This window comes from Kribbella soli (assembly GCF_004331345.1).
Classification (GTDB): Bacteria; Actinomycetota; Actinomycetes; order Propionibacteriales; family Kribbellaceae; genus Kribbella; species Kribbella soli.
Map to the genome: position 1 here is coordinate 512,986 of NZ_SJJZ01000001.1, position 23,209 is coordinate 536,194.

Below are 23,209 nucleotides of genomic sequence, written 5' to 3' on the forward strand. Positions count from 1 at the left end.
TTACAGTGATTCCAGCTCCGGGGGTGGAGTCGTGAGAGCTGGGGGCGACATGACTGTGATGGGCGAGCGACTACCCGAGGCCTGGATGGTCGAACTGCACCGCAACGGCCGCGTCGAGTTCCCGCTCCGCCGCTGGTCGTTCCTGCAAGTCCCGGTGCTCCCGATCCTGGGACTGTCGGTGTTGTCGGCAGGCAGCCTTCCGGACATGCTCGCCGACGGCAACTGGCGTTTCCTCGCCTATCTGCTGATCGCGGTGTACGCCGGCGCCGGGATCGCGTTGGTCTGGCAGCTCGTCACCCAACGCCCGACCCTCGTCATCGACCACCGAGGCATCCACCAAGGCCGCCGCCGCTTCATGCCCTGGACCGAGATCGGCTCCATCGGCCCCATCTCCGGCCCCAAGATGGCCCGCCAACTCCAGATCCACCCCAGGAACATCTGGGCCAAAAACCTCACCCTCACCCAACAACACGTCAACGACCTACAAGCCCTCAAAACCTGGCTGAACACCCTCCTGGCGAACCACCACCAGGACTCCCCCAGCAGCTAAGCCGCAGGAGTGGGTGCTACGAACCTGGGGAGGATTCTGCACCCGGATCGGGCAGTTACCCTCCCCAGCCCGGTGGGTCAGGTGAGGCCGAGGCGTTTGGAGAGGCGGGGGCATCTTTTGATCTTGATTTCGCCGAGGATGGCGGTGCCGCGGATGTGGAAGCGTTTGGGGGCGGCCGGCTGGGCGTTCGGGTCGGGGACGGCCTTGAGGCCGGCTTCCTGTTCGGAGACGGAGCCGAGGATCGGGTTGCTGTCCAGGAGGACGATCGCGTTCTGCGGGACCCGGATCTTCACGTCGGCGAGGATCGACTTCACGTCGATCGTGATCTCGTCGAACGGGATCTGCGCCTCGGTGTAGTCGAGCGTGACGTCGCCGAGGACCGCGTTCACCTCCTGGCGCTGCGGGACCAGCCAGTTGCCCATCCGCTTGGACTCGGACATGAACACGTTGAGCACCGGACCGGTCTCCACCAGCGCGCCGCCGTACTGCGGCGTGGTGGAGGGCACGCTCTGCGCCCGCGGACCGCTGGGCAGGTCGGCGGTCAGCTCGACCAGTTCGCCGTACGTCTTGGACGCGTACAGCGTCTCGAGCCGGTCCTCGAGCTCGGTGTATGACAGCCGGCCCTCGCCCGCGGCGTCGCGGAGGATGTCGGCGACCTCCTCCCGCTCGAGGTCGGACACCCGCCGCCGCAGCGCCGGATCGTCACCGCCCTGCGCGGGCACGACATCCTGCGGGCGGTTCTCCTGGGGAACGTCATCCTGAGCCACGCCAAAACCATACGCGCGCCCACCCCCGCTCGCAGACCCGTTTCCTCCCCGATTCACCCCTGATCCCGCCCCTGATACCGAGGGTTAGGCTTTGGGCGTCCAGTCCAGTCTGTGTGGAGGTATGCCCGGTGTCTGCCGACTTCAACTACTCCGACCTGTTGCCGTTGGGTGCCGACGAGACGGAGTACCGGCTGCTGACGACGGAGGGTGTCAGCACGTTCACCGCAGGCGATCGGACGTTCCTGCAGGTCCAGCCGGACGTGCTGCAGGCGCTGACCGCGGAGGCGATGCACGACATCTCGCACTACCTGCGGACCGCGCACCTCGCGCAGCTGCGGCGGATCATCGACGACCCGGAGGCATCCGGGAACGACCGGTTCGTCGCGCTCGACCTGCTGAAGAACGCGAACATCTCGGCCGGCGGCGTACTCCCGATGTGCCAGGACACCGGCACCGCGATCGTGATGGGCAAGAAGTCCGAGGGCGTCCTCACCGGCGCGGTCGACGAGGAGTGGATCAGCCGCGGCGTGTACGACGCCTACACCAAGCTGAACCTGCGCTACTCGCAGATGGCCCCGCTGAACATGTGGGACGAGAAGAACACCGGCTCCAACCTCCCGGCGCAGATCGAGCTGTACTCGACCCCGGCCGGCTCCGGCGACCCGGCGTACAAGTTCCTGTTCATGGCCAAGGGCGGCGGCTCGGCGAACAAGTCGTTCCTGTACCAGGAGACGAAGGCGGTCCTGAACCCGGCACGGATGATGGAGTTCCTGGACGAGAAGATCAGGTCCTTGGGTACGGCGGCCTGCCCGCCGTACCACCTGGCGGTCGTGGTCGGCGGTACGTCGGCCGAGTTCGCGCTGAAGACTGCGAAGTACGCCTCCGCGCACTATCTCGACACGCTGCCGACCGCGGGATCGCCGGTGGGGCACGGGTTCCGGGACGTGAAGCTGGAGGAGGAGGTCTTCAAGCTCACGCAGGAGTTCGGGATCGGGGCGCAGTTCGGCGGGAAGTACTTCTGCCACGACGTCCGCGTGATCCGGCTGCCGCGGCACGGCGCGTCCTGCCCGGTCGCGATCGCGGTGTCCTGCTCGGCGGACCGGCAGGCGCTGGCGAAGATCACGCCGGAGGGTGTGTTCCTCGAGCAGCTCGAGCGCGACCCGGCGCGGTTCCTGCCGGACACCACCGACGAGCACCTGTCCGACGACACGCAGGTTGTGCGGATCGACCTCAACCGGCCGATGAGCGAGATCCGCGACGAACTGTCCAAGCTGCCGGTGAAGACGCGGCTGTCGCTGACCGGGCCGCTGGTGGTGGCGCGGGACATCGCGCACGCGAAGATCAAGGAGCGGCTGGACGCGGGTGAGCCGATGCCGTCGTACCTGCGGGATCACGCGGTGTACTACGCCGGTCCGGCGAAGACGCCCGAGGGTTACGCGTCCGGGTCGTTCGGGCCGACGACGGCGGGGCGGATGGATGCGTACGTCGATCAGTTCCAGGCGGCCGGCGGGTCGTTCGTCATGCTTGCCAAGGGCAATCGGTCGGCGAAGGTGACGGCGGCGTGCAAGGAGCACGGCGGGTTCTACCTCGGGTCGATCGGCGGGCCGGCGGCGCGGCTGGCGCAGGACTGCATCAAGTCCGTCGACGTGATCGAGTACCCGGAGCTCGGCATGGAGGCGATCTGGAAGATCCAGGTCGAGGACTTCCCGGCCTTCATCGTCGTCGACGACAAAGGCAACGACTTCTTCACCGACACCAGAAAGCCGGTTCCCCTTACCGTGCGGCCGCGCAGCTGAAACAGTAGCCCGCTGGCCGCCCAGCTGGGTGGTTGACGTGGTTGGGGGATCGTCGGACCCTCGGAGGTGGGGGTGGTGGCGATGGGCCAGCGGATGTTGCGGGCGGGGAACCGGATCGGCGTGTGGATGTACAAGACGCTGGACGGGCGGATGGCGAGCGGGAGCAAGGACGTGCATGTCCTGATGCTCACCACGCCCGGCCGCCGCTCCGGCGTACCGCGGTCGACGTGTGTGCGGTACCTCGATACGCCCGACGGCCTGCTCGTCTGGGGCACCGGATCGGGCTCCCGCCGGGACCCGGACTGGTTCCGCAACCTCCGAGCGGCGCAGACGACCGACGTACAGATCGGCGCCGTGCACACGACCATGCGCGCGCGGGAACTGAACGATCCCGAGCGGGACACGGTGTGGACGGACGTCATCCTCCGCGAGGACCCGCGGATCGCCCGGTACGCGGCGAAGGCCCGGCGGACGATCCCCGTCGCCGTCCTGAACCCGGACTGACTCTCAGCCGGCCTTGCTCTCGACGACTTCAGGCAGTTTGAGCATGAGTGTCTTCGCGGCCTGGACGAGATCGGCTTCGTTGTGGCCGAAGGCTTGGAGGTAGCTCCTGAGGGCAGATCGCAGCAGCTGGAGCTCCTCTGCCTGCAACTCGATGGTGTACATACTTCCAAGCTAAGTCCATACCGGCCAGTTGGACCCGCCCGTGACCCACCTGTGTTGTCAGCCGCTATGGAGCTCCTCCGCGATCAGGTCAGGCTGGTGGGTCGTCGGCGCGACGGGCAGTCGCCAGGCCGGCGGCGCGGACCAGAACTGCCAGTCGTCCGAGAACGGCGACGTCCAGGCCTCGATGTCACGGATCGCCGTGTGCGCATCGGCGACGATCTGCTCCGCCTCGGCCGCGGTGAACCGCCCGGCGGTGACGGCGCCCTCGAGCTCGTCCTCGTCCTTCCACTCGATGCTGCGGTCCGGGTTGATCCAGAGGTCGAGCACATGATCGACAGTGCCGGTACGGCGCGAAGCCCAGTCGCGGACATGCTCACGCTCGAGGTTCACGTACCACCCGCGGAACGTCCCGTCCGCGCCCCAGAAGTACCAGACCGACCACGGCTTCCCGGGCGGTGACACCTTGAGGATCCCGGTCCCGTGCCAGACATCGAGCTTCAGCACCCGGTCCGCGGTGAACATCGCGACCGGTCCGGCGTGCCGCGTCTCGCGTCCGTCGGTGAGCACCGGTTTGAGCAGCGGCGTCCCCGGCGCGAGCCAGGCGACCAGTCCGTCGGCGTCGTCACGCACCACCGTCATCGGCCGCACGTTCGGCTTGTCCGCGTGCCGTCCGGTGCCTTCGTACACCCACTCGATCGTCGTGCCCGGCTCCCAGTACCGCGTCAAGCCGTCGGTCACACCATCGGTCACGCCATCGGTCACGACTGCGCCGGCCGGGTCATGGACAGTACGTCGAGGGCCGCGTCCAGCTGCTCCTCGGTCAGGTCTCCCTTCTCGACGTGACCGTTCTCGATCACGACCTCGCGGATCGTTTTCCCTTGTTTCAAAGCACTCTTGGCGACCGCGGCCGCGTTCTCGTACCCGATGTAGCGGTTCAGCGGGGTCACGATCGACGGTGACGACTCGGCCAGCGCGCGGGCGTGGTCGACGTTCGCCGTGATGCCGTCGACGCAGCGGTCGGCGAGCAGGCGCGAGCTGTTCGCCAGCAGGCTGATGGATTCGAGCAGGTTGCGCGCGATCACCGGCAGCATCACGTTCAGCTCGAAGTTGCCTCCGGCACCGGCCACGGTGATCGTCGTGTCGTTACCGATCACCTGGGCCGCGACCATCAACGTCGCCTCGCAGATCACCGGGTTCACCTTGCCCGGCATGATGCTCGACCCCGGTTGCAGGTCCGGCAGCGCGATCTCGCCGAGCCCGGCGCGCGGCCCGGAACCCATCCAGCGCAGGTCGTTGCAGATCTTCGTCAGGCTGACGGCGATCGTCTTCAGCTGCCCGGACAGCTCGACCAGCCCGTCCCGGGCGCCCTGGGCCTCGAAGTGGTCCTCGGCCTCGGTCAGCTCCAGCCCGGTCCGGCGGTTCAGCTCGGTGATCACCGCGGCCGCGAACCCAGGGGGCGTGTTGATCCCGGTCCCGACCGCTGTCCCGCCCAGCGGCAGTTCGGCGACCCGCGGGAGCGTCGCCCGCACGCGCGCGGCACCGCGGCGGATCTGCTGCGCGTAGCCGTTGAACTCCTGGCCGAGCGTCACCGGGGTCGCGTCCATCAGGTGCGTCCGCCCGGACTTCACCACCTCGGCGAACTCGGATCCCTTACGGGACAGGGAATCCGCGAGGTGCTCCAGCGCCGGCAGCAGCTCCTGCACCACACCGGCCGTGGCGGCGACGTGGATCGCCGACGGGAAGGTGTCGTTGCTGGACTGCGACGCGTTGACGTGGTCGTTCGGGTGCACGTCCGCGCCGAGCGAGCGGGTGGCGAGGGTGGCCAGGACCTCGTTGGCGTTCATGTTCGTCGACGTACCCGAACCGGTCTGGAAGACGTCGATCGGGAACTCCGCGTCGAACTCCCCCGCCGCCACCTGGTCCGCGGCGGCCACGATCGCGGCCGACCGGTCGGCGTCGAGCACCCCGAGCGAGGCGTTCACGACCGCGGCCGAGGCCTTGATCTGCGCAAGCGCGTGCACGAGCTCCGGCGCCAGCGGCCGCCCGGAGATCGGGAAGTTCTCCACCGCACGCTGCGTCTGCGCCCGCCACAACGCGTCCCGAGGCACCTTCACCTCGCCCATCGTGTCGTGCTCGATCCTGAATTCCACGTCATCACCCATACCAAAAAGAGTACGTCGATCGGCACTGTCGGAACGCCCTGATAGACAAGCTGTGGACAACGACACAACCGGAGGGGCAACGGGATGAAGTTCACCCAGACGTTCGAGATCACCCAGTGGGACCAGGCGGCGTACGACGAGGCGGGCACGATCCAGCTCGGCCGCGCGACCGTGGGAAAGACGTTCACCGGCAACGATCTCGACGGCACCAGCGCGGCCGAGCTGCTGCTGGTGGGGACGACCGACGGTCCGGCGGCGTACACCGCGGTCGAACGGTTCACCGGGACGCTGGGCGGACGCAAGGGTTCGTTCGTGATGGTGCACGGCGCGAGTGCCGACCAGACGTCGTCACCCGGCCGGATCGTCGCCGCGGAGGGCGACCTGGCCGGGCTGACCGGCACGATCGTCTACGAGCACGACGAGCAGGGGGCTCGTGTCACTGTGGACTACGAGCTGCCTTGATAGACGTAGTACAGCTCGGGGCGGCCCTGTAGGTCGACCGGGACGGGTTTGACGTCGCAGGTGCCGAAGACCGAGCCGACGGCTGCTTCCAGGGCGGCTGACGCGGACGAGGACCAGACGGTCAGGGCGCCGCCGGCGCGGAGCTTGGTGCGGCAGGTGATCAGGAAGTCGGACGAGTAGATGGCCGAATTCTCGTTGTAGACAAGGAAGTCCGGGCCGTTGTCGACGTCCAGCAGGATCGCGTCGACGGATGCGTCGGGCAGGTCCGTGACGACGGCCCGGACATCACCGACCACCACCTCGACGCGAGGGTCGTCGAGGATCGACGGGACCAGGCCGGAGCGCATCCAGGACACCACGTCCGGCTCGATCTCCGCGACGACCACCTGACCGAGGCGGGAGTCGGCCAGCAGCGCGCGGACCGTGTACCCAAGTCCCAGCCCACCGACAAGCACCCGGTCGGGACGCCGCACCGCCTCCAGCGTAGCCGACGCCAGCAGTTCCTCGCTCGACGTCTCCCGATCGTCCATCACGAAGACCCCGTTGACCCGCAACTCCAGCGCCCCGTCATCCCGCCGCCGCAGCACCAACTCGCCACGCGGGCTGAGCGCCCGTGCCAGCTCCACCGTCACACCAGCCCTGCGTCGTGGGCCAGCAGCGCGAGCTGCACGCGGTTGGTGAGCTGCAGCTTCGCGAGCGCGTTCGTCAGATGCGTCTTCACCGTAGCGACCCCGACCTCCAGTGCAGCAGCCGCTTCCGCGTTGCTCCTGCCCCCAGCGACGGCCAGTACGACGTCCCGCTCCCGCTCCGTCAACTGCGCCAGCGCCGCGAGAGCCGTCGTACGGCGTCCGTCCTGGTCGACTGCGCCCACGTGGTCCATCAGCTGCCGGGTGGACTGTGGCGACAGCACTGACTCGCCAGATGCCACCTTGACCACAGCGGCAACGATCTCAGCTGGTGCAGCGTCCTTGAGCAGGTACCCCGACGCACCAGCACGCAGTGCGCGCAGCAGGGCCTGGTCCGACCCGAATGTGGTCAGCATGACCACCTCCGGCGCGCCAGCTCGCCGACGGATCGCAGCAGTAGCAGCAACCCCGTCCAGCACCGGCATCCCGATGTCCATCAGTACGACGTCCGGCCGCAGATCACGTACCGCGGAGACCGCCTGCTGCCCGTCGGCGGCCTCACCGACCAGCTCCAGCTCCAGCGCACCGGACAGCATGCTGGACAGCCCCGCCCGGACGAGTGGGTCGTCGTCGACCAACAACAGCCGGACCGGTTCACTCACGCCCGTCATCGTAGGCCACCCAAGGCAACCAGGCCGCCAGCCGGAACTCGCCATCCGCCGTCGGCCCGTGCTCGAACCGCCCACCAGCCAGGGAAGCCCGCTCTGCCAGTCCGATCAGCCCAACCCGCGAGCCCGGACCGGCCCCACCGGGCTCCAGCCGGTTCGACACCTCCATCGACAGGCCGGCACCGGCCACACCGCTCACCGCCACCCGAACCGCCTGGTGAGGGGCATGTTTCCGCGCATTCGTGAGACCCTCCTGGACGATCCGGTACGCGTGCCGCCCGATCGAGTCCGGCACCGCACCGAGCTCAGCCGCCACCTCCAGCTCGATCTGCATCCCAGCAGTCCGTGACTCGGCCACCAGTTCGTCCAGCTCGGCTATGCCCCGTCGTGGCCCGTCAGCGGCGGGCCGAGACCGCAGTACGCCGACAATCTCGCGCAGGTCGTCCACGCAGTCGCGTGCGCTGGACCGGATCACACCAGCGGCACGTGACAGCTCAGCGGACGGCATGTCCGGTCGGAACTCCAGCGCACCCGCGTGCATGCTCAGCAACGACAAGCGATGCCCGAGCGCGTCATGCATCTCCCGGGCAATCCGCTCCCGCTCCAGCCGCTGCCCCTGCTCAACCCGCAACTGCTGCTCCGACTCGGCGCGGACCGCACGCTCGGTCAGCGACGCCATCAGCTGCCGCCTGGTCCGGATCACGATCCCCCACGCGACCAGCACCAGACAGGCGAGCGCAGTGAGCGTCACAGCGATCCAGTAGCCGTTGGGCACGTCTGCGACCGGATACAGCCAGAACTGCACCATGCAGGACGCCATCGCCGCCGCACCCAGCGAGAGGCTGACAGCAGTCCGACGGTGCACAGCAACGTTGAACAGGGCCAGACCGCCCGCGGCACCCACTGACGGCACCAGAGTGGACGCCAGGATCATCAGCACGGCCAGACCGGCCGGCGAGCGCCGGCGGAGCAGTAGCGACAGCGCACCGGCGGCGCACAGCGACACATCCAGCCAGTGTGGCAGCGGACCGATCCGAGGCGGCGGCTCTACGTCCCCCACTGCCAGCAGCCCGACCAGGAACGCGATCAGCACACAGGCGACGTCCACCACCCGGTCCCGCGGGGTCAGCCGTCCGTAGCCCGGCGCAGCACGCGATCCGGGCGCGATCAGCGCGGCGAAGATCCCCGTGTCCACCTGATCGACGGTAGCGCCTGGACAGCTCGGTACGTGCGTGCGACGGCGTACCGCGAGACTTTCGGTGGAGGCGCGGGTCCGCCGAACGACGGCAACGGCGTACGGCGGGCTGATCCGCGGACCGACGTACGACGGCAGGGTTGCAGACATGATCCTTGCCGAAAGCATCTTCCGTGGGACGACCGCCGCGGACCTGGCCGCCCGGACCCGCTGGGACTCGCTCAGGGCCGCTGTGGACCAGAGAGCTGTCTTTCCGCGATCCGGCACGCTTCGGCTGCACCCGAGCCACCTGGAGCTGAACGGCTGGGACCAGGGCCGCGACATCACGATCCATCCCGCCGAACTGGTGTCGGTGCGCAACGACTTCACCGACCTCTACGGCCGATTTCTCGGAGGTGGGTCGAAGACGCTCGGCGCGCCACTGATCCTCGAACTGCGGTCCGGGACGGTCCTCTACCTGCTGGTCAACCACCGCTGGTTCACCGAACGCACCGACAACGCCCAGTGGGCCGGGCGCCTCACCCAATGGCTGGCCACCAACCAGAGCAACCGCCCGACTCCGGAGACCGGCCGATGACTCTCGTTGCCGTGCACAACATCTTCCGCAGGATCGGCAGGTTCCTCCTGCGGTTCGTACTGGTGGTCGTCGTCCTGGTGCTGATCTTCGCCGGCGGCTCGGTGGTCTGGACGTGGCAGGACGACCGCAAGGCCGAGATGACGACCGACGGGCCGTACGAAGCCACGGTGGAGTCGCTGAACAAGCATCCGCTGCCGACGTGGTTCGCCGACGCGAAGTTCGGGATCATGATCCACTGGGGCCTCTACTCGGTGCCGGGCTTCGCGCCGAAGGGCAGCACGTTCAGCAAGCTGCTCGAGACGCAGTACGGGCACGCGATGACCCACAACCCGTACGCCGAGGACTACGCGAACGCAATGAAGGACCCGAAGTCGCCGACCGCGATCCATCACCGCGAGCACTACGGCGACGCGCCGTACAGCGCCTTCACCAAGCAGTTCGACGCCGGCCTGGCCAACTGGAACCCGGACCGGTGGGCTGCGCAGTTCAAAGCGGCCGGAGCGTCGTACATCGTGGTGACGGCCAAGTACGCCGACGGGTACTCGCTGTGGCCCACGAAGGTCCGCAACCCGCACGCACCGGACTTCCACGCCCAGCGGGACCTGATGGGTGAGCTGGCCGCGGCAGTCCGCCGGCAGGGCCTGAAGTTCGGCGTCTACTACTCCGGTGGGGTCGACTGGACGTTCCAGCGCAAGACTGTGAAGACACTGGGCGACTACGCCTACCTGCACTACGGCGAGGACTACCGGGAGTACGCCGTGGCGCAGGTGCGCGAGCTGATCACGCGGTACAAGCCGGACATCCTGTGGAACGACATCGCCTGGCCGACGGGTTCCAAGCGGCTCTACTCGGTGCTGGCGGACTACTACAACACCGTGCCGGAGGGTGTCGTCGACGACCGCTGGAGTACGGCGTCGTTCGGCCGGCAGGTGATGAACCCGAAGCCGATGCGCTGGGGGTTCGACCAGGTCATGAAGGGGCTGTTCAAGCTGCCTGGTGTGGCGGACAGCATCAACACCCAGAAGCCCGCTCCGCACAGTGACTTCCGGACACCGGAGTACACGGACTTCGACACCGTCCAGGACAAGTTCTGGCAGCAGGACCGCGGTATCGGCGGCTCGTTCGGCTACAACCGCGAAGAGAACAACCAGGACTACGCCGAGTCGACCGATCTGATCGCTTCACTCACCAGGGCGGCGGCCAACAACGGTGCGCTGCTCCTGAACGTCGGACCGAGCGGTGGCGACGGTGCGATCGTCCCGGAGCAGCTGAGCAGGCTCACCGACATCCGAGCCTGGCTGAAGGTCAACCGGGAGGCACTGGACGGCACCCGGCCGTGGACGCGCTCCTCGGCGACCACCACCGCTGGAGACCAGGTGATGTTCACCCAGAAGGGCAAGACGGTGTACGCCGTCGTACTGGGTCGGCCGAAGGGGGACGTCGTGATCAAGGACGTCCAGCTGACCGGTCAGGCAGCACGTGTGGGCGGCAACCCGATCACGCTGACTACAGCCGGTCAGAGCACCCTGCTGAAGGCGGCCGGCGACGGGAGCTACGGTCCGGTGTTCCGGATCGGGTGAGGGTCAGTACCAGCCCTTGGCTTGGGAGTGGCCCCAGGCGCTGCAGGGGGAGCCGTAGGTGGCTTCGATGTAGTCCAGGCCCCACTTGATCTGGGTGACCGGGTTGGTCCGCCAGTCCTTGCCGTACGCCGCCATCCGGTTGCCGGGGAGCGCCTGCGGGATGCCGTACGCCGTCGACGTCGGGTTGTCGGCGCTGACCTTCCAGCGGGACTCCTTGTTCCAGAGCTTCTCCAGGCAGCTGAACTGGCTCTGGCTCCAGCCGTGGTCGGGGAGGAGGTTCATCGCGACCTCCTTCGGCGTGCCCTCGTACTTCTTCCGCTCGGCGTCCCGGCTGGCCCGCTCCTCGCTCGACGAGCGCTGGGCCTCCCGGAGTGCCTGATAGCGCAGCAAAGCAGCGTTCTTGGCCTTCATCTTCACCGCGGCCGCGTCCTGCAGGGCGGTGCGCTGCTGCTCGATGGCCTCGACCTGGTTCCGCATCCGGACCGCCTCGGCGGCGATCTCGGCGGCCGACTGCGGCTTGGCCGACGGTGTGGTCGCGGAAGGGATCGCCTTCCCACTGTTCAGCACGGCCATCTCGGCCCGCCCGGACACCTTCTCCGACGCACTGCTGCTCCCAGGAGAGCTGAAGAGGTCGATACCGGCGACAACGGAAACCACGGCGATTCCGGTCACTGCGAGAATCGCGACGGAGCGCTTCGCTTTCATCTGTCCTTCCGAGAAAACCCGACCCCCGTCGGCTGCAACGAGAACATACTCTGACGTAAACCGTCCGTCATCACAAGCAGGTCACGAACGAACGGTGCGGTCACCGCGTGGCGACCGCACCGTTCTTACCTTTGCTTTACAGACGTTTATTACCTAACCGTACGAACACTCCTTACAACTGCAGGTCATCCAGCATCTCGGTGACCAAAGCCGCGATCGGCGACCGCTCCGAGCGGGTCAGGGTGACGTGCGCGAACAGCGGGTGCCCCTTCAACTGCTCGACCACCGCGACCACACCGTCGTGCCGGCCGACCCGCAGGTTGTCCCGCTGGGCGACGTCGTGGGTGAGCACCACCCGCGAGTTGGCCCCGACCCGCGACAGCACCGTGAGCAGCACGTTCCGCTCCAGCGACTGCGCCTCGTCGACGATCACGAACGCGTCGTGCAGCGACCGCCCGCGGATGTGGGTCAGCGGCAGCACTTCGAGCATGCCCCGGTCGATCACCTCGTCGATCACGTCACTGCTGGTCAGCGCACCGAGCGTGTCGTACACGGCCTGGGCCCACGGCCCCATTTTCTCGGCCTCGCTGCCCGGCAGGTACCCGAGCTCCTGCCCGCCGACCGCGAACAGCGGCCGGAAGACGATGACCTTCTTGTGCTGGCGCCGTTCCATCACCGACTCCAGGCCGGCACACAGCGCGAGCGCGGACTTACCCGTACCGGCCCGGCCACCGAGCGAGATGATCCCGACGTCCGGATCCAGCAGCAGATCGAGCGCGACCCGCTGCTCGGCGGACCGGCCGCGGATCCCGAACGCCTCCCGGTCGCCGCGGACCAGCCTGATCCGCTTGTCCGGCATCACCCGGCCGAGCGCGCTACCCCGGTCGGACAGCATCACCAGCCCGGTGTGGGTCGGGAACTCGCCTGCCTCGGTCAGCTCGACCGCGCCGTTCTCGTACAGGTCGTCGACCACGTGCGTCTCGACCTCGAGCTCCGCCATCCCGGTCCAGCCGGACTCGAGCGTGAGCTCGGCACGGTACTCCTCCGCAACCAGGCCGCACGCCGAGGCCTTGACCCGCATCGGCAGGTCCTTCGAGACCAGCGTGACGTCCTTGCCCTCGGCCATGAAGTTGCAGGCCACGGCCAGGATCCGGCTGTCGTTGTCACCGAGCCGGAAACCGGCCGGTAAGGTCTCCGGGTCGGTGTGGTTCAGCTCGACCCGAAGAGTTCCACCCTTCTCCCCCACTGGCAGGGGCGCGTCCAGTCGTCCGTGCAGTATCCGGAGCTCATCGAGCAGGCGTAGCGCCGTACGTGCGAAGTAGCCGAGCTCCGGGTGATGCCGTTTGGCCTCCAATTCGGTGACGACGACCACCGGAACGACCACCTCGTGCTCGTCGAACCGCAGCATCGCGTGCGGGTCCGAGAGAAGCACTGAGGTGTCCAGCACGAAGGTGCGCTGGTCCGGTGTGGATGAGGTACTTGACGCCTTGGCGTGGATGGCCATGTCGCACGTCCTCTTCTAGGCCGTGACGTACACCCTCGCCCCGGCCCGCCAGTGGTTAGGTGATGGGTCGGGTGCCGCCCTCGGGGTCCGGTGTTGACCCCGTCCGCGCCACCGCATGAGCGGCAACGGCGATCAGCGAGCTCGAGACCTGAGGTCTCGGGTACTCCGTTCGGCCCCTCATGGGGCAACCGGCTGGAACGAGATTCTCAAACTGATCGGGCCTCCCGTGACAGCCGGCTTCCCCTCCGACCGTCAATGTCAGGGTAGGAGCCTCGTGCAAACGGCGCAGCCCGACACGCCCGGCCACGGGGTTAACACGGTGTTACGCCTTCCCCCCACCCGAGGGAGCCACGTCACTCCGCGGGGTGATCCGGTACGCCGGGGCGCCCGGCGAGGCTCGGTGCATGACGAAGAACTGGCCGACGTGGACCGGGTACCTCACCGCGCTCTGGTCCCTCGTGTACGGCGTACTCGGCCTCTACTGGACCCTCGGCGGCGCCGGCTACCCGTTCGCGCGGGTCGCCGACGATCAGGCGTCGGCATCGATCCTTGAAGGTACGCCGGTACACGTGGTCGCGCCCGTGATGGTCGCGATCGGGCTCGGCGGCGCCGTACTCGCGCTCGTGATGACCCGGATGAGGCCGCGCGGGTCGATCCTGCAGGCGATTGCCGCCGTACTCGCGGTCGGTCTCGCCCTCGTCATCCCCGATTACACGCTGATCGCGGTGGTCGCCATGGCCCCGGCACTGATCGTGTTCGCGTTCACCGGCGTACCGGGGCCGCAGGACGGCGTCGGCGACATCCTGTACTGGCACCGCGTGAACCTGATCATCCTGTTCGTCGGCGGCCTGCTCTGGGCGGCGACGGCACTCGCCTACCACCGGCGCAGCCGCAATGCCTGCGTCTCGTGCGGCCGGCGCACCCGCGATCCGGCCTGGATGCGACCGGAGGCTGCGCTCCGGTGGGGCAGGTGGGCGGTCGCGGTCGCTGTGGTGGCGAACCTTCCGTACGAGTTCACCCGGATCGCCTGGTACCTCGGCTGGCCGGTCGGCATCACCGACGAGTTCCACCAGATGATGGCCGACACGCCCGGAATGCTCGAGATGGGCCTCGGCCTGGCCGTGATGGGCCTGGGCGGAGGCGTCCTCACCCACGGACTGGTGCACCGGTGGGGCGAGATCTACCCCCGCTGGATCTGGTTCAAGGCCAGCCGGCGCGTCCCACCTCGCCTCGCGATCATCCCGGCCTCGATCGTCGCCGTCGTACTGATCCCCGCCGGCCTGATGAACACCCAGGCCCCACTCGGCGGCGACATGTGGGCGACCAACGGCCCCGGCATCCTCTGGATCCTCTGGGGTACGGCGCTGGGCGTGGCGACGTACGCGTACTACCTCAGGCGCCGCACCACCTGTACCCGCTGCGGCCGAGGAACGCCGTCGGCCGTGCAGATCAGGTCCCGAAGCGGCGCTCGCGTTGGGCGTAGCTTCGGATGGCGCGGAGGAAGTCGACGTGACGGAAGTCCGGCCAGAGCGCCTCACAGAAGTAGAACTCGCTCAGCGCGCTCTGCCAGAGCAGGAAGCCGCCCAGGCGCTGCTCACCCGACGTCCGGATGACCAGATCCGGGTCGGGCTGGCCCTTGGTGTAGAGGTGCCGCGCGATGTGCTCCACGTCGACGCGGTCGGCCAGCTCCTCGATCGAGATGCCCTTCGCGGCCTCCTCGAGGAGCAGCGACCGGACCGCGTCGGCCAGCTCGCGACGTCCGCCGTACCCGACCGCGACGTTGACCAGCATCCCCTCGACGTCGTGGGTGTCCGTCTCCGCCGCCTTCAGCGCCTCGGCGGTGGTGCCGGGCAGCAGGTCGAGTGCGCCGACCGGGTGGATCCGGTAGCGGCCGATCGCGGTCAGCTCCTCGACCGTCTGCTCGATGATCCGCAGCAGCGGCTCCAGCTCGTCCGCCGGGCGGGTCAGGTTGTCGGTGGACAGCATCCACACCGTGACCACCTTGACGCCGACACCGTCGCACCAGTTCAGGAACTCGGAGATCTTGTTCGCCCCGGCCTCGTGGCCGCGCGACACCGGGTCGCCGACCTGGCGGGCCCAGCGCCGGTTGCCGTCGATGATGACCCCGATGTGCCGCGGGATCCGGTCCAGCGACAGCGATCGGGTCAGCCGCCGCTCGTACAGGCGGTAGACCGCGTCGCGCAGCTTCTGCTTGCCAGGTGTCCGCATGGGCAGGGTGCTCTCCTCGAAGACTCTCGGTCACGAGGCTAGCCCAGAAACGCCCGGTACGAGAGGCCCTGGAGTGGCTCACAGAAAGCTGCCGGAAAGGTCGAACTTTCTGCGAAGTTCGTGCATCGTAAACGTGGGGGTGCTGCATCACCCGGGTGACTTCGCCTACATTTCATTCTTCCGACCGATGCAACCTACGGTTCCGTAGGTTACGGTTGCGTAGGTACGAACCGCCCGGACACCCCTCGAAAGGACGGCGATGACCGTTTCCGACGCACCACCCCAGGAACTCGGTCACCGGCTCTCCGGGCGCCTCGGCCCACTCAAGCCCAAGCTCCGCGGCTGGTTGCACGCCGGGACGTTCCCGTTCGCCACCGCCGCCGGCATCGTGCTGATCTGCCTGGCACCGCACGCGAACGCGCGCTGGGCGGCCGCGGTCTACACCGCAGGGTCGATGCTGCTGTTCGGCATCTCCGCGCTGTACCACCGGTTCTACTGGGGCCCGACCGGCGAGGCGATCCTGCGCCGGCTCGACCACAGCAACATCTTCCTGCTGATCGCCGGCACCTACACGCCGCTCGGCATGGTACTGCTGCACGGCAACGACCGGGTGCTGATGCTCGGCCTGGCCTGGGGCGGCGCGGTGCTCGGCATCCTGTTCCGGATCTTCTGGCTCAGCGCGCCGCGCTGGATCTACACCCCGCTCTACCTGGCGCTGGGCTGGGTCGCGATCTTCTGGATGGGCGACATCTACCACTCCGGCGGCGCGGCGGTCGTCACGCTGATCGCCGTCGGCGGCGGCCTGTACTCGATCGGCGCGGTCGTCTACGGCACCAAGCGCCCGAACCCGTCCCCCCGCTGGTTCGGCTTCCACGAAATCTTCCACGCCTTCACCGTCGCCGCCTTCATCTGCCACTACATCGCAGTAAGCATCGCGACCTACCGCGCGGGCTAACCACCCGCGACCACAGACCACACGCCTCAGCCGAGGTTCGGCCACTGGGGACACCCGCCGGGGTCCGGGAACAAGCAATAGCCTGCCCCCACACCCCATCGCCTGTCCCCAGTCGGGCGCCCCGGAACATTTCTGCCACGAGCTGCAACATATGTTCCGCAAACCGCCCGTAGACCGCGGAGCCGAGCGGCACATCCGCCCGCCAAGCACCCCCGCTCGTCGCACACCCCCGCGCGCCAGCGAAGCCGGCCAACAAACAGCCACAAGGCGTGCCCGATCTACATCCACACCACCACCCCGCGCCGGAGACACCCGGCGGGGACCGGGAACAAGCAATAGCCTGTCGCCACACCCCATCGCCTGTCCCTGGTGCGATCCAGTGCGGTACTGCGGAACATTTCTGCCACCAGTTGCAACATTTGTTCCGCAAACCGCCCGTAGACCGCGGAGCCGAGCGGCACATCCGCCCGCCAAGCACCCCCGCTCATCACACACCCCGCGCCCCGGCGGAGCCGGGCAACGGGCAGTCGCGCCGGAGGCGTGTCCGGTCTGCATCCCCCGCCACCACACGCCCGCCGAGTGCGTCGGCCCTCACCACGGTTCGCCCACCGGGACACCCGCCGGGGTCCGGGAACAAGCAATAGCCTGTCCCCACACCCCATCGCCTGTCCCCAGTCCGATCCAGTCGGGTACTCCGGAACGTTTCTGTCGCCGGCTGCGACATTTGTTCCGCCGAGCGCATCCGCTCGTCCCACACACCCCTCGCGCCGGCGGAGCCGGGCAACGGGCAGTCGCGCCGGAGGCGTGTCCGGTCTGTGTCTGTTACGGGTCGGTGCCTAGTTCGTGGAGGGTTTGGCGGAGGTGGGCGTAGCGGGTGGGGCCTAGTTGGGTGGACCAGGATTCCTCTACTCGGGCTATGGCGGCTCGGCTGAAGGCGACGGCCTCGTCGCCCAGCGGCGTACGGCGGACCAGGCGGACCCGGCGGTCGGTGGGGAGGCGGGCGGACTCGGTGTAGCCGAGTTTCTGCAGGTAGTCGACGTGCTGGCCGAGGCCCTGCTTCGTCATCGTCGCGACCTCCGCCAGGTCGGTGATCCGGGCGCCGTCGGGCGGGATCAGTTCGAGCAGGCGGTAGTGCGAGACCCGGAGCCCGGGGAACTGTTCCTCGGACGTGGCCAGGATCTCCGACCGGATCCTCCGCAGCGCCAGCCCGAGCAGTGCGGCGATGTGATCGGTCCCGACCCGGGGGTCGTCGTTGACGGAAGTCATAAAGCAACTTTACTATCACATCAGTAAGGTGACTTTACTTCCTTGGGGGGAACATGATCACCGGACTGGAACCGTTGGGCCGGGACGCGTTGGGGGAGGAGGACCTGACCGCGCTCGCGCGGACGATCACCGGGGACCCGGCGGCCGTCGCGGGCGCGGTCCGGGTCGAGCCTGTCGACTATCCGATCGGTACGCCGAGCACCGAGTCGCTGCACCGCGTCTTCGGTACGACGCTCGACGGCGCCGACTGGTCGTGCTTCGTGAAGAAACTGCAGTCCGTCAGGCACTCGCCGATCATCGAGTTCGTGCCCATGGAGTACCGGCAGAGCTTCATCGACTACATGCCCTGGCAGTTGGAGGTCGCCGTTCACCAGAGCGGCGTCGGCGACCTGATGCCGCCGGGCCTGCGACTGGCGCACGCCTACCGCATCGACGAGTACGACGACGACCGCGCGACCCTGTGGATGGAGAACGTCATCCAGGAGTGGGGCCCGTGGCCGATGGACCGCTTCGAGCGGGCGGCGTACCTGCTCGGCCGGTTGTCGGCTCGCCGGCAACCCCATCTCGTCGCGCCCCTGCTCGACCGGGTCGTCTCCAGCACACCTGGTACGGCGCTGCGGTACTACGCCGACGGCCGCGTCATGAAGTCTGCGCTACCTGTGCTCACCGATCCGCAGACCTGGCGGCACCCACTGCTGAGCGCAGCGGTCTGTCACCTGGGCGACCACCGTTTACGGGACGACCTGCTCGAACTGGGCGAGCGCGTCCCCGCAGTACTCGATGCACTCGAGGCGTTGCCGCAGTGCTACCAGCACGGTGATGCGAGCCCGCAGAACCTGCTGGTCCCCCATGACAGCCCTGACGAGTTCGTGGCGATCGACTGGGGTTTCGACTGCCCACAGGCGGTCGGGTTCGATCTGGGGCAGTTGCTGATCGGACTGGCGCACGCGGGCGAGCTGGCGCCGGGGGCGTTGCCCGCAGTACACAAGGTGATCCTGAAGGGGTTCCTGGAGGGTCTCGCGGCGGACGGCATGCAGGTGACCGAGGAGGAGGTCCTCTACGGGTACCTGGGTTCGCTGCTGATCCGTGCCACGTTCACCGCGCTGCCGTTGGAGATGTTCGGCACGGCCAACGCTTCACTGGAGCTGTTCGAGCAGCGGGTCGAGCTGACCCGTGCGCTGGTCGACCTGGTTTCCCCTGTCGTTTGACGCGATCACATTTCAGTCGTGTCACAGCTGCAACGAACGGCACCCCTCCGTGTATCCATGATGCGTGAGGAACCTGAGCAGATACGCAGCAGCAACCGTCATCGCAAGCTTCGTGCTGACCGGATGCGGAAGCGAATCCGGCACCGGAAGCCCGAGCACACCGTCGCCCAGCGCGCCGACTCTGCCGACAGCGTCAGTGACGCAGTCGACGCCGGTGGGCACCGGTCTGCCGCTCACCGTGTCCAGGACCGGTGGGTTCGCGGGTTTCGACGACCAGGTGCAGATCGGCACCGACGGCGTCGCGACCGTGAGCAAGCGCGGCAAGGAAACCATCCGGTGCAAGCTCGACCCGACCCTCCTGGCGACCATCACCACGGCCGCTCAGCAGGTCGACTGGGCGAGCATGGTCGCGACCAAGCCGGCCACGAAGCACCCCGACGACATGATCGTCGCGGTCTCGGCGAACGGCCGGACAGCACGCATCGAGGACCCGAAGGTGCAGCCACTGGCGGCCCCGGTGACCAAACTGCTCACCGAAGCCGCCATCCCGCCGGGCAAACTCTGCAAGCAGCTCTAGCCGGCGGTCAGGGCTACATCGTCGATCACGAAGCTCGTCTGCAGGGAGGAATCCTCCTGGCCGACGAACTTCACCGTGACCGTCTTTCCCTTGTACTGCGTGACATCCAGCGTTTTCTGCACGTACGACGTGCTCTTGTTCAAGTTCGAGTACGTCGCCACCGTGGTCGCGGTCGACCCGTCGACGATCTGCACCTTGACCGTGTCGTACACCGTGGAGCCCGTGGTCTCCGCGGTGTCGATCCGGATCCACAACGACAACGAAGCCGCTGCCGCCGTGGCCGGGATCGCGACCGCCTGACCGAGGTTCTCGGTGCTGCTGCGGCCGTTCCCCTGCAACCACGCCTTGTACGAACCGGTGCGCGCCGGGCGTGAGGTGCTGTTCGTGATCACACCGGTGTTCCCGGTCCAGTTCGCCGTACCGGACTCGAAGCCCGGGTTCTGCAGGAGGTTGTCGCCGGTCGGGGGCGGCCCACCGGTGTAGTCCTTCTGCGCGTACGTCCAGATCATGTGGCCGATGGCATCGATCTGGCGGTCCAGCGAGGTCAGGTCCAGGTTGTTGATGGTGTCGCAGGACCGGTGGTAGCACGGGTCGAACGCCTGGCCCGCCGTACCTCCCCACTTCGACGCCTGGGCAGACGTCTTGGTGCCCTCGGCACCGGAGAACGTACCGGCCGTTGGGATCCCCAACGAACGGAACGCCGCGTGGTCAGAGCGGCCCTGGACGTCGATGAACTCGGTCTGCACGCTCTTCCCGGTGAAGTACGCCACCAGGTCGTCACGAGCGCCGTTGCCGGCCGGGTTGTCGTCGTACACGAAGTACCCCGGGTTCGGCGACGCGATCATGTCGAAGTTCAGGTACAGCTCGATCTTGTCCCGCTCGGCGGCGGGCAAGTTGTTCACGTAGTACTTCGAACCGAGCAGTCCGAGCTCCTCGGCACCCCAGAACCCGAACCGCAAGCGATTCTTGGGGGTCTGGCCACTGGCAGCGTAAGCGAGGGCGGTTTCGAGTACGCCGGCGCTCCCAGAGCCGTTGTCGTTGATCCCCGGACCGGAACTGACGCTGTCCAGGTGCGAGCCGCTCATCACCACGTGGTTCGCGTCGCCGTGCGGCCATTCCGCGATCACGTTGTACGACGTACCCGCCGAGGTGCTGAACGACTGCAGGGTCGTGGTGTACCCGGCCGCGTCCAGCTTGGCCTTCACGTAGTCGGCCGAAGCCTTGTACCCGGCCCGGCCGGTGTACCGGTTACCACCGTTGCTGGTGGCAATGGACTGCAACTGGTCCAGATGGGCCTTGGTGTTGGTGACCGAGATGTCGGGTGAATCGGCCGCGACCGCACTGTTGCCAGTAGCAAGCAGTGTGGCGGCGACGAGCACTACGCCGAGTCCTGGGACAAGGGACTTGCGCATGGGTGGACCTCCTTCGGGCAAAGGAAATCCGGGGCGCGCGGGCCTGGGCGGAAGGCCACGCACGCCCCGGACGATTCACCGTGAGCTCAGCTCGCGGTCAGGGAGGTGTCGTCGATGACGAAGCTGGTCTGCAGGGAGGAGTCCTCCTGGCCGACGAACTTCACTGTGACGGTCTTTCCCTTGTACTGCGTCACGTTGAGCGTCTTCTGGACGTACGACGTGTTCTTGTTCAGGTTCGAGTACGTCGCCAGCGTGGTCGTGGTCGACCCGTCGACGATCTGCACCTTCGCCGTGTCGTACACCGTCGAGGCAGTCGTCTCGGCGGTGTCGATCCGGATCCAGAACGACAGCGTGGCGGCGGTCGCCGAGGCCGGGATCGCGACCGACTGGCCGACGTTCTCGGTGGTGGCGCGACCGTTGCCCTGCAGCCACAGCTTCCAGGTGCCGGTCCGCGCCGGGCGACCGGTGTTGTTGGTGATCGGGCCCGAGGTGCCGGTCCAGTTCACCGCGCCGGACTCGAAGCCCGGGTTCTGCAGCAGGTTGTCACCCGTCGGCGGCTCCGGGTCGGTGCCACCGCCACAGGCGGCCGCGCCGGCCGGGACCGAGATACCGTTGAACGCGGCCTCGATGCCCTTGCACTGCGCCGAGTCCGCGCCGTACAGCTCCTTCGCGGAGTTGATCGCACCCTCACGGGCGTCCTTGTAGGTGCTGCCCGAGCTCAGCTTGGTGCTCAGCGTGCGGTACCAGACCTTGGCGGCCACGTCGCGGCCGATGCCGGTGATGGTGGCGCCGTTGCAGGCGGTGCTGCTGTGCGTCACGCCGCCGATGACCTTGCTCCCGGTGCCTTCCGACGCCAGGTAGAACCAGTGGTTCAGCGGGCCGGACGAGTAGTGCGGGTCCAGGCCGCCGGTGCTGGTCGACCAGCAGTCCACGCTGCGGCCGTCCTTCGAGGGCTTGTCCATGTAGCGCAGCGGCGTGCCGTTGCCGTTGATGTTGATCTTCTCGCCGATCAGGTAGTCACCCGGGTCGGACGAGTTGTTGGCGGAGAACTCCACCGCCGTACCGAAGATGTCGGACGTCGCCTCGTTCAGGCCGCCCGCGTCGCCGGAGTAGTCCAGGTTCGCGGTCGCCTCGGTGACACCGTGACTCATCTCGTGACCGGCCACGTCGATCGCGGTCAGCGGGTGGGTGTTGCCCGACCCGTCGCCGTACGTCATCTGGGTGCCGTCCCAGAACGCGTTCACGTACGCGTTGCCGTAGTGCGTGCGCGAGCGGGCGCCCTGGCCGTTGTTGAAGATGCCGTTCCGGCCGTGGACGTTCTTGTAGTAGTCCCAGGTCAGCTGGGCTCCGTAGTGCGCGTCCACACCGGCGGTCTGGCGGTTCGACGCGGCGCCGGTACCCCAGGTGTCGTCGGCGTCGGTGAACGTGGTGCCGTTACCGGACGTCGAGCCGTTCAGGTCCGTGGTGTAGTTACCACCGCGGGTCGGGTCGGTCATCGTGTAGCTGCCCGACGTACCGATGCTGACGGTGCCGGAGTACATCGAGTTGCCGGTACCGGTCTTGACCTCGTCGTCCTGTGCGAGCACCGCACCGGACTTGGCGTCGACGAACGAGTGCAGCACCGACGGGGTCTGGTCGGGCTTCACACCGGTGGTCACCACCTCGTACGCGAGGACGGGCTTGGCCGGCGTCACGAAGACGACCAACGCGCCCTTGTTGCCGGTGGCCTTGAACTTGGCCGCCTGCGCGCCCTTGGTGAGCGCCGCCGACTGGGACAGAGTCGGCTTGGTGGCGACGGCGACCGACTTGGCGCCGCGGTTGTACGTGACCTGCCCGATCGACTCGCCCTTGCGCTTGACGATCAGGTCACCTCCGACGACCTTGAGGCCGTTGAAGGTACGGTCGTAGCGGACGTACTCCGTACCGTCCGAGTCCTTGATCACGTCGCGGACCTTGAGCTGCTCGCCGGTGCCGAGACCGAGAGCGGCGGCCGTCTGCGCGGTCAGCGCCTGCTCGGCCTGGACGGCGGCCGGCTGGTTGAAGCCGGATGCCGGGAGCGGAGCCGTCCGGTCGGCGGCACCCGCGTTCGAAGCGGTGAACGTCGTGGCAAGACCCGCTGCCGCGACGATAGCCACCGCCCCTGCTGATGTCAGTCGTTTCAAGACAACATCTCCTCACGGTGTGGTCGCTGTTTGGGCGCAGCGACCGAATTCAGTTGGGGACACCGGATGTGACGCAACAGTGCCACTGCCTCATTTGTGACACTTCGTGTCGGAACATGCGAGTTCTGTTACATCCGACTGA

General features: G+C 67.7%; 22 protein-coding genes. 9 read left to right on the forward strand and 13 right to left on the reverse strand.

The genetic code is table 11. The features are described 5' to 3' along the window. Positions 1 to 49: 49 nt before the first annotated feature. Entirely contained in the window at positions 50 to 550 is a 501-nt protein-coding gene (locus E0H45_RS02560; protein ID WP_165546338.1) for a hypothetical protein, read from the forward strand. Between the two features lie 77 nt (positions 551 to 627). Here the strand turns inward: E0H45_RS02560 and E0H45_RS02565 are convergent, their stop codons facing one another. After that, positions 628 to 1,317 carry a DUF1707 SHOCT-like domain-containing protein gene (locus tag E0H45_RS02565; protein WP_131334647.1) on the reverse strand — a complete coding sequence of 230 codons (690 nt, stop codon included), beginning with the start codon at positions 1,315 to 1,317 and terminating at the stop codon, positions 628 to 630. A gap of 128 nt (positions 1,318 to 1,445) precedes the next feature. Between E0H45_RS02565 and E0H45_RS02570 the strand changes: the two genes are divergently transcribed. Both E0H45_RS02570 and E0H45_RS02575 read left to right on the forward strand, forming a co-directional pair. Then, positions 1,446 to 3,113 (forward strand): fumarate hydratase, encoded by a 1,668-nt coding sequence (locus E0H45_RS02570; protein ID WP_131334648.1) that lies wholly within the window; start codon positions 1,446 to 1,448, stop codon positions 3,111 to 3,113. Positions 3,114 to 3,194: 81 nt separating this feature from the next. After that, on the forward strand, positions 3,195 to 3,617 hold the full coding sequence (locus tag E0H45_RS02575) for a nitroreductase/quinone reductase family protein (protein ID WP_131334649.1): 423 nt from the start codon (positions 3,195 to 3,197) through the stop codon (positions 3,615 to 3,617). A 3-nt stretch (positions 3,618 to 3,620) separates the two neighbouring features. Here the strand turns inward: E0H45_RS02575 and E0H45_RS42315 are convergent, their stop codons facing one another. The 3 genes from E0H45_RS42315 to E0H45_RS02585 are packed head-to-tail and all read right to left on the reverse strand — an operon-like array spanning position 3,621 to position 5,941. Then, on the reverse strand, positions 3,621 to 3,779 hold the full coding sequence (locus E0H45_RS42315; protein WP_165546339.1) for a hypothetical protein: 159 nt from the start codon (positions 3,777 to 3,779) through the stop codon (positions 3,621 to 3,623). A 57-nt stretch (positions 3,780 to 3,836) separates the two neighbouring features. After that, on the reverse strand, positions 3,837 to 4,541 hold the full coding sequence (locus tag E0H45_RS02580) for a ribonuclease FAU-1 family protein (RefSeq protein WP_238154759.1): 705 nt from the start codon (positions 4,539 to 4,541) through the stop codon (positions 3,837 to 3,839). Next, positions 4,538 to 5,941 carry a class II fumarate hydratase gene (locus E0H45_RS02585; protein WP_131334650.1) on the reverse strand — a complete coding sequence of 468 codons (1,404 nt, stop codon included), beginning with the start codon at positions 5,939 to 5,941 and terminating at the stop codon, positions 4,538 to 4,540. Before E0H45_RS02585 ends, E0H45_RS02580 begins: the two co-directional genes overlap by 4 nt. An 84-nt stretch (positions 5,942 to 6,025) precedes the next feature. Between E0H45_RS02585 and E0H45_RS02590 the strand changes: the two genes are divergently transcribed. Beyond that, positions 6,026 to 6,403, forward strand: coding sequence for a DUF3224 domain-containing protein (locus E0H45_RS02590; protein WP_131334651.1), 378 nt, complete (start codon positions 6,026 to 6,028; stop codon positions 6,401 to 6,403). On the opposite strand, the gene E0H45_RS02595 is transcribed toward E0H45_RS02590, so the two are convergent. The 3 genes from E0H45_RS02595 to E0H45_RS02605 are packed head-to-tail and all read right to left on the reverse strand — an operon-like array spanning position 6,388 to position 9,042. Then, on the reverse strand, positions 6,388 to 7,029 hold the full coding sequence (locus E0H45_RS02595; RefSeq protein ID WP_238154760.1) for a spermine/spermidine synthase domain-containing protein: 642 nt from the start codon (positions 7,027 to 7,029) through the stop codon (positions 6,388 to 6,390). The genes E0H45_RS02590 and E0H45_RS02595 overlap by 16 nt on opposite strands. 2 nt (positions 7,030 to 7,031) lie before the next feature. Beyond that, positions 7,032 to 7,691, reverse strand: coding sequence for a response regulator (locus E0H45_RS02600; protein WP_420323322.1), 660 nt, complete (start codon positions 7,689 to 7,691; stop codon positions 7,032 to 7,034). Next, positions 7,684 to 9,042 carry a sensor histidine kinase gene (locus E0H45_RS02605; protein WP_131334654.1) on the reverse strand — a complete coding sequence of 453 codons (1,359 nt, stop codon included), beginning with the start codon at positions 9,040 to 9,042 and terminating at the stop codon, positions 7,684 to 7,686. The genes E0H45_RS02600 and E0H45_RS02605 overlap by 8 nt, the downstream gene beginning before the upstream one ends. Between E0H45_RS02605 and E0H45_RS02610 the strand changes: the two genes are divergently transcribed. Beyond that, positions 9,041 to 9,469: a hypothetical protein gene (locus E0H45_RS02610; RefSeq protein WP_131334655.1), complete on the forward strand. Its 429-nt coding sequence runs from the start codon at positions 9,041 to 9,043 to the stop codon at positions 9,467 to 9,469. The two genes, E0H45_RS02605 and E0H45_RS02610, sit on opposite strands and share 2 nt — an antisense overlap. Further along, a complete protein-coding gene (locus tag E0H45_RS02615; RefSeq protein ID WP_165546340.1) occupies positions 9,466 to 11,049 on the forward strand; it encodes an alpha-L-fucosidase in 1,584 nt (527 codons plus the stop codon). The genes E0H45_RS02610 and E0H45_RS02615 overlap by 4 nt, the downstream gene beginning before the upstream one ends. 3 nt (positions 11,050 to 11,052) lie before the next feature. On the opposite strand, the gene E0H45_RS02620 is transcribed toward E0H45_RS02615, so the two are convergent. The 3 genes from E0H45_RS02620 to E0H45_RS02635 form a co-directional block, all read right to left on the reverse strand. Then, positions 11,053 to 11,754 (reverse strand): aggregation-promoting factor C-terminal-like domain-containing protein, encoded by a 702-nt coding sequence (locus tag E0H45_RS02620; protein WP_131334657.1) that lies wholly within the window; start codon positions 11,752 to 11,754, stop codon positions 11,053 to 11,055. 172 nt (positions 11,755 to 11,926) lie between these two features. Beyond that, positions 11,927 to 13,258 carry a PhoH family protein gene (locus tag E0H45_RS02625; protein WP_131334658.1) on the reverse strand — a complete coding sequence of 444 codons (1,332 nt, stop codon included), beginning with the start codon at positions 13,256 to 13,258 and terminating at the stop codon, positions 11,927 to 11,929. A 1,449-nt stretch (positions 13,259 to 14,707) separates the two neighbouring features. Next, positions 14,708 to 15,487: an isoprenyl transferase gene (locus E0H45_RS02635; protein WP_131334659.1), complete on the reverse strand. Its 780-nt coding sequence runs from the start codon at positions 15,485 to 15,487 to the stop codon at positions 14,708 to 14,710. A 259-nt stretch (positions 15,488 to 15,746) separates the two neighbouring features. Here E0H45_RS02635 and trhA point away from each other — a divergent pair, with 259 nt between their 5' ends. After that, positions 15,747 to 16,442, forward strand: a complete 696-nt coding sequence (gene trhA, locus E0H45_RS02640; protein WP_131334660.1) for a PAQR family membrane homeostasis protein TrhA — start codon at positions 15,747 to 15,749, stop codon at positions 16,440 to 16,442. 822 nt (positions 16,443 to 17,264) lie between these two features. On the opposite strand, the gene E0H45_RS02645 is transcribed toward trhA, so the two are convergent. Then, positions 17,265 to 17,708: a MarR family winged helix-turn-helix transcriptional regulator gene (locus tag E0H45_RS02645; protein ID WP_131334661.1), complete on the reverse strand. Its 444-nt coding sequence runs from the start codon at positions 17,706 to 17,708 to the stop codon at positions 17,265 to 17,267. A 53-nt stretch (positions 17,709 to 17,761) separates the two neighbouring features. Here E0H45_RS02645 and E0H45_RS02650 point away from each other — a divergent pair, with 53 nt between their 5' ends. Continuing rightward, the gene (locus tag E0H45_RS02650) at positions 17,762 to 18,916 is read left to right on the forward strand and encodes a phosphotransferase (protein ID WP_131334662.1); all 1,155 of its coding nucleotides are present in this window, start codon (positions 17,762 to 17,764) and stop codon (positions 18,914 to 18,916) included. Between the two features lie 196 nt (positions 18,917 to 19,112). Beyond that, positions 19,113 to 19,493, forward strand: a complete 381-nt coding sequence (locus E0H45_RS02655) for a hypothetical protein (RefSeq protein ID WP_238154761.1) — start codon at positions 19,113 to 19,115, stop codon at positions 19,491 to 19,493. Here the strand turns inward: E0H45_RS02655 and E0H45_RS02660 are convergent. Then, positions 19,490 to 20,905 carry a M28 family metallopeptidase gene (locus E0H45_RS02660; protein WP_131334663.1) on the reverse strand — a complete coding sequence of 472 codons (1,416 nt, stop codon included), beginning with the start codon at positions 20,903 to 20,905 and terminating at the stop codon, positions 19,490 to 19,492. The two genes, E0H45_RS02655 and E0H45_RS02660, sit on opposite strands and share 4 nt — an antisense overlap. Before the next feature lie 86 nt (positions 20,906 to 20,991). Further along, the gene (locus tag E0H45_RS02665; RefSeq protein ID WP_131334664.1) at positions 20,992 to 23,040 is read right to left on the reverse strand and encodes a M4 family metallopeptidase; all 2,049 of its coding nucleotides are present in this window, start codon (positions 23,038 to 23,040) and stop codon (positions 20,992 to 20,994) included. Between the last annotated feature and the right edge of the window lie 169 nt (positions 23,041 to 23,209).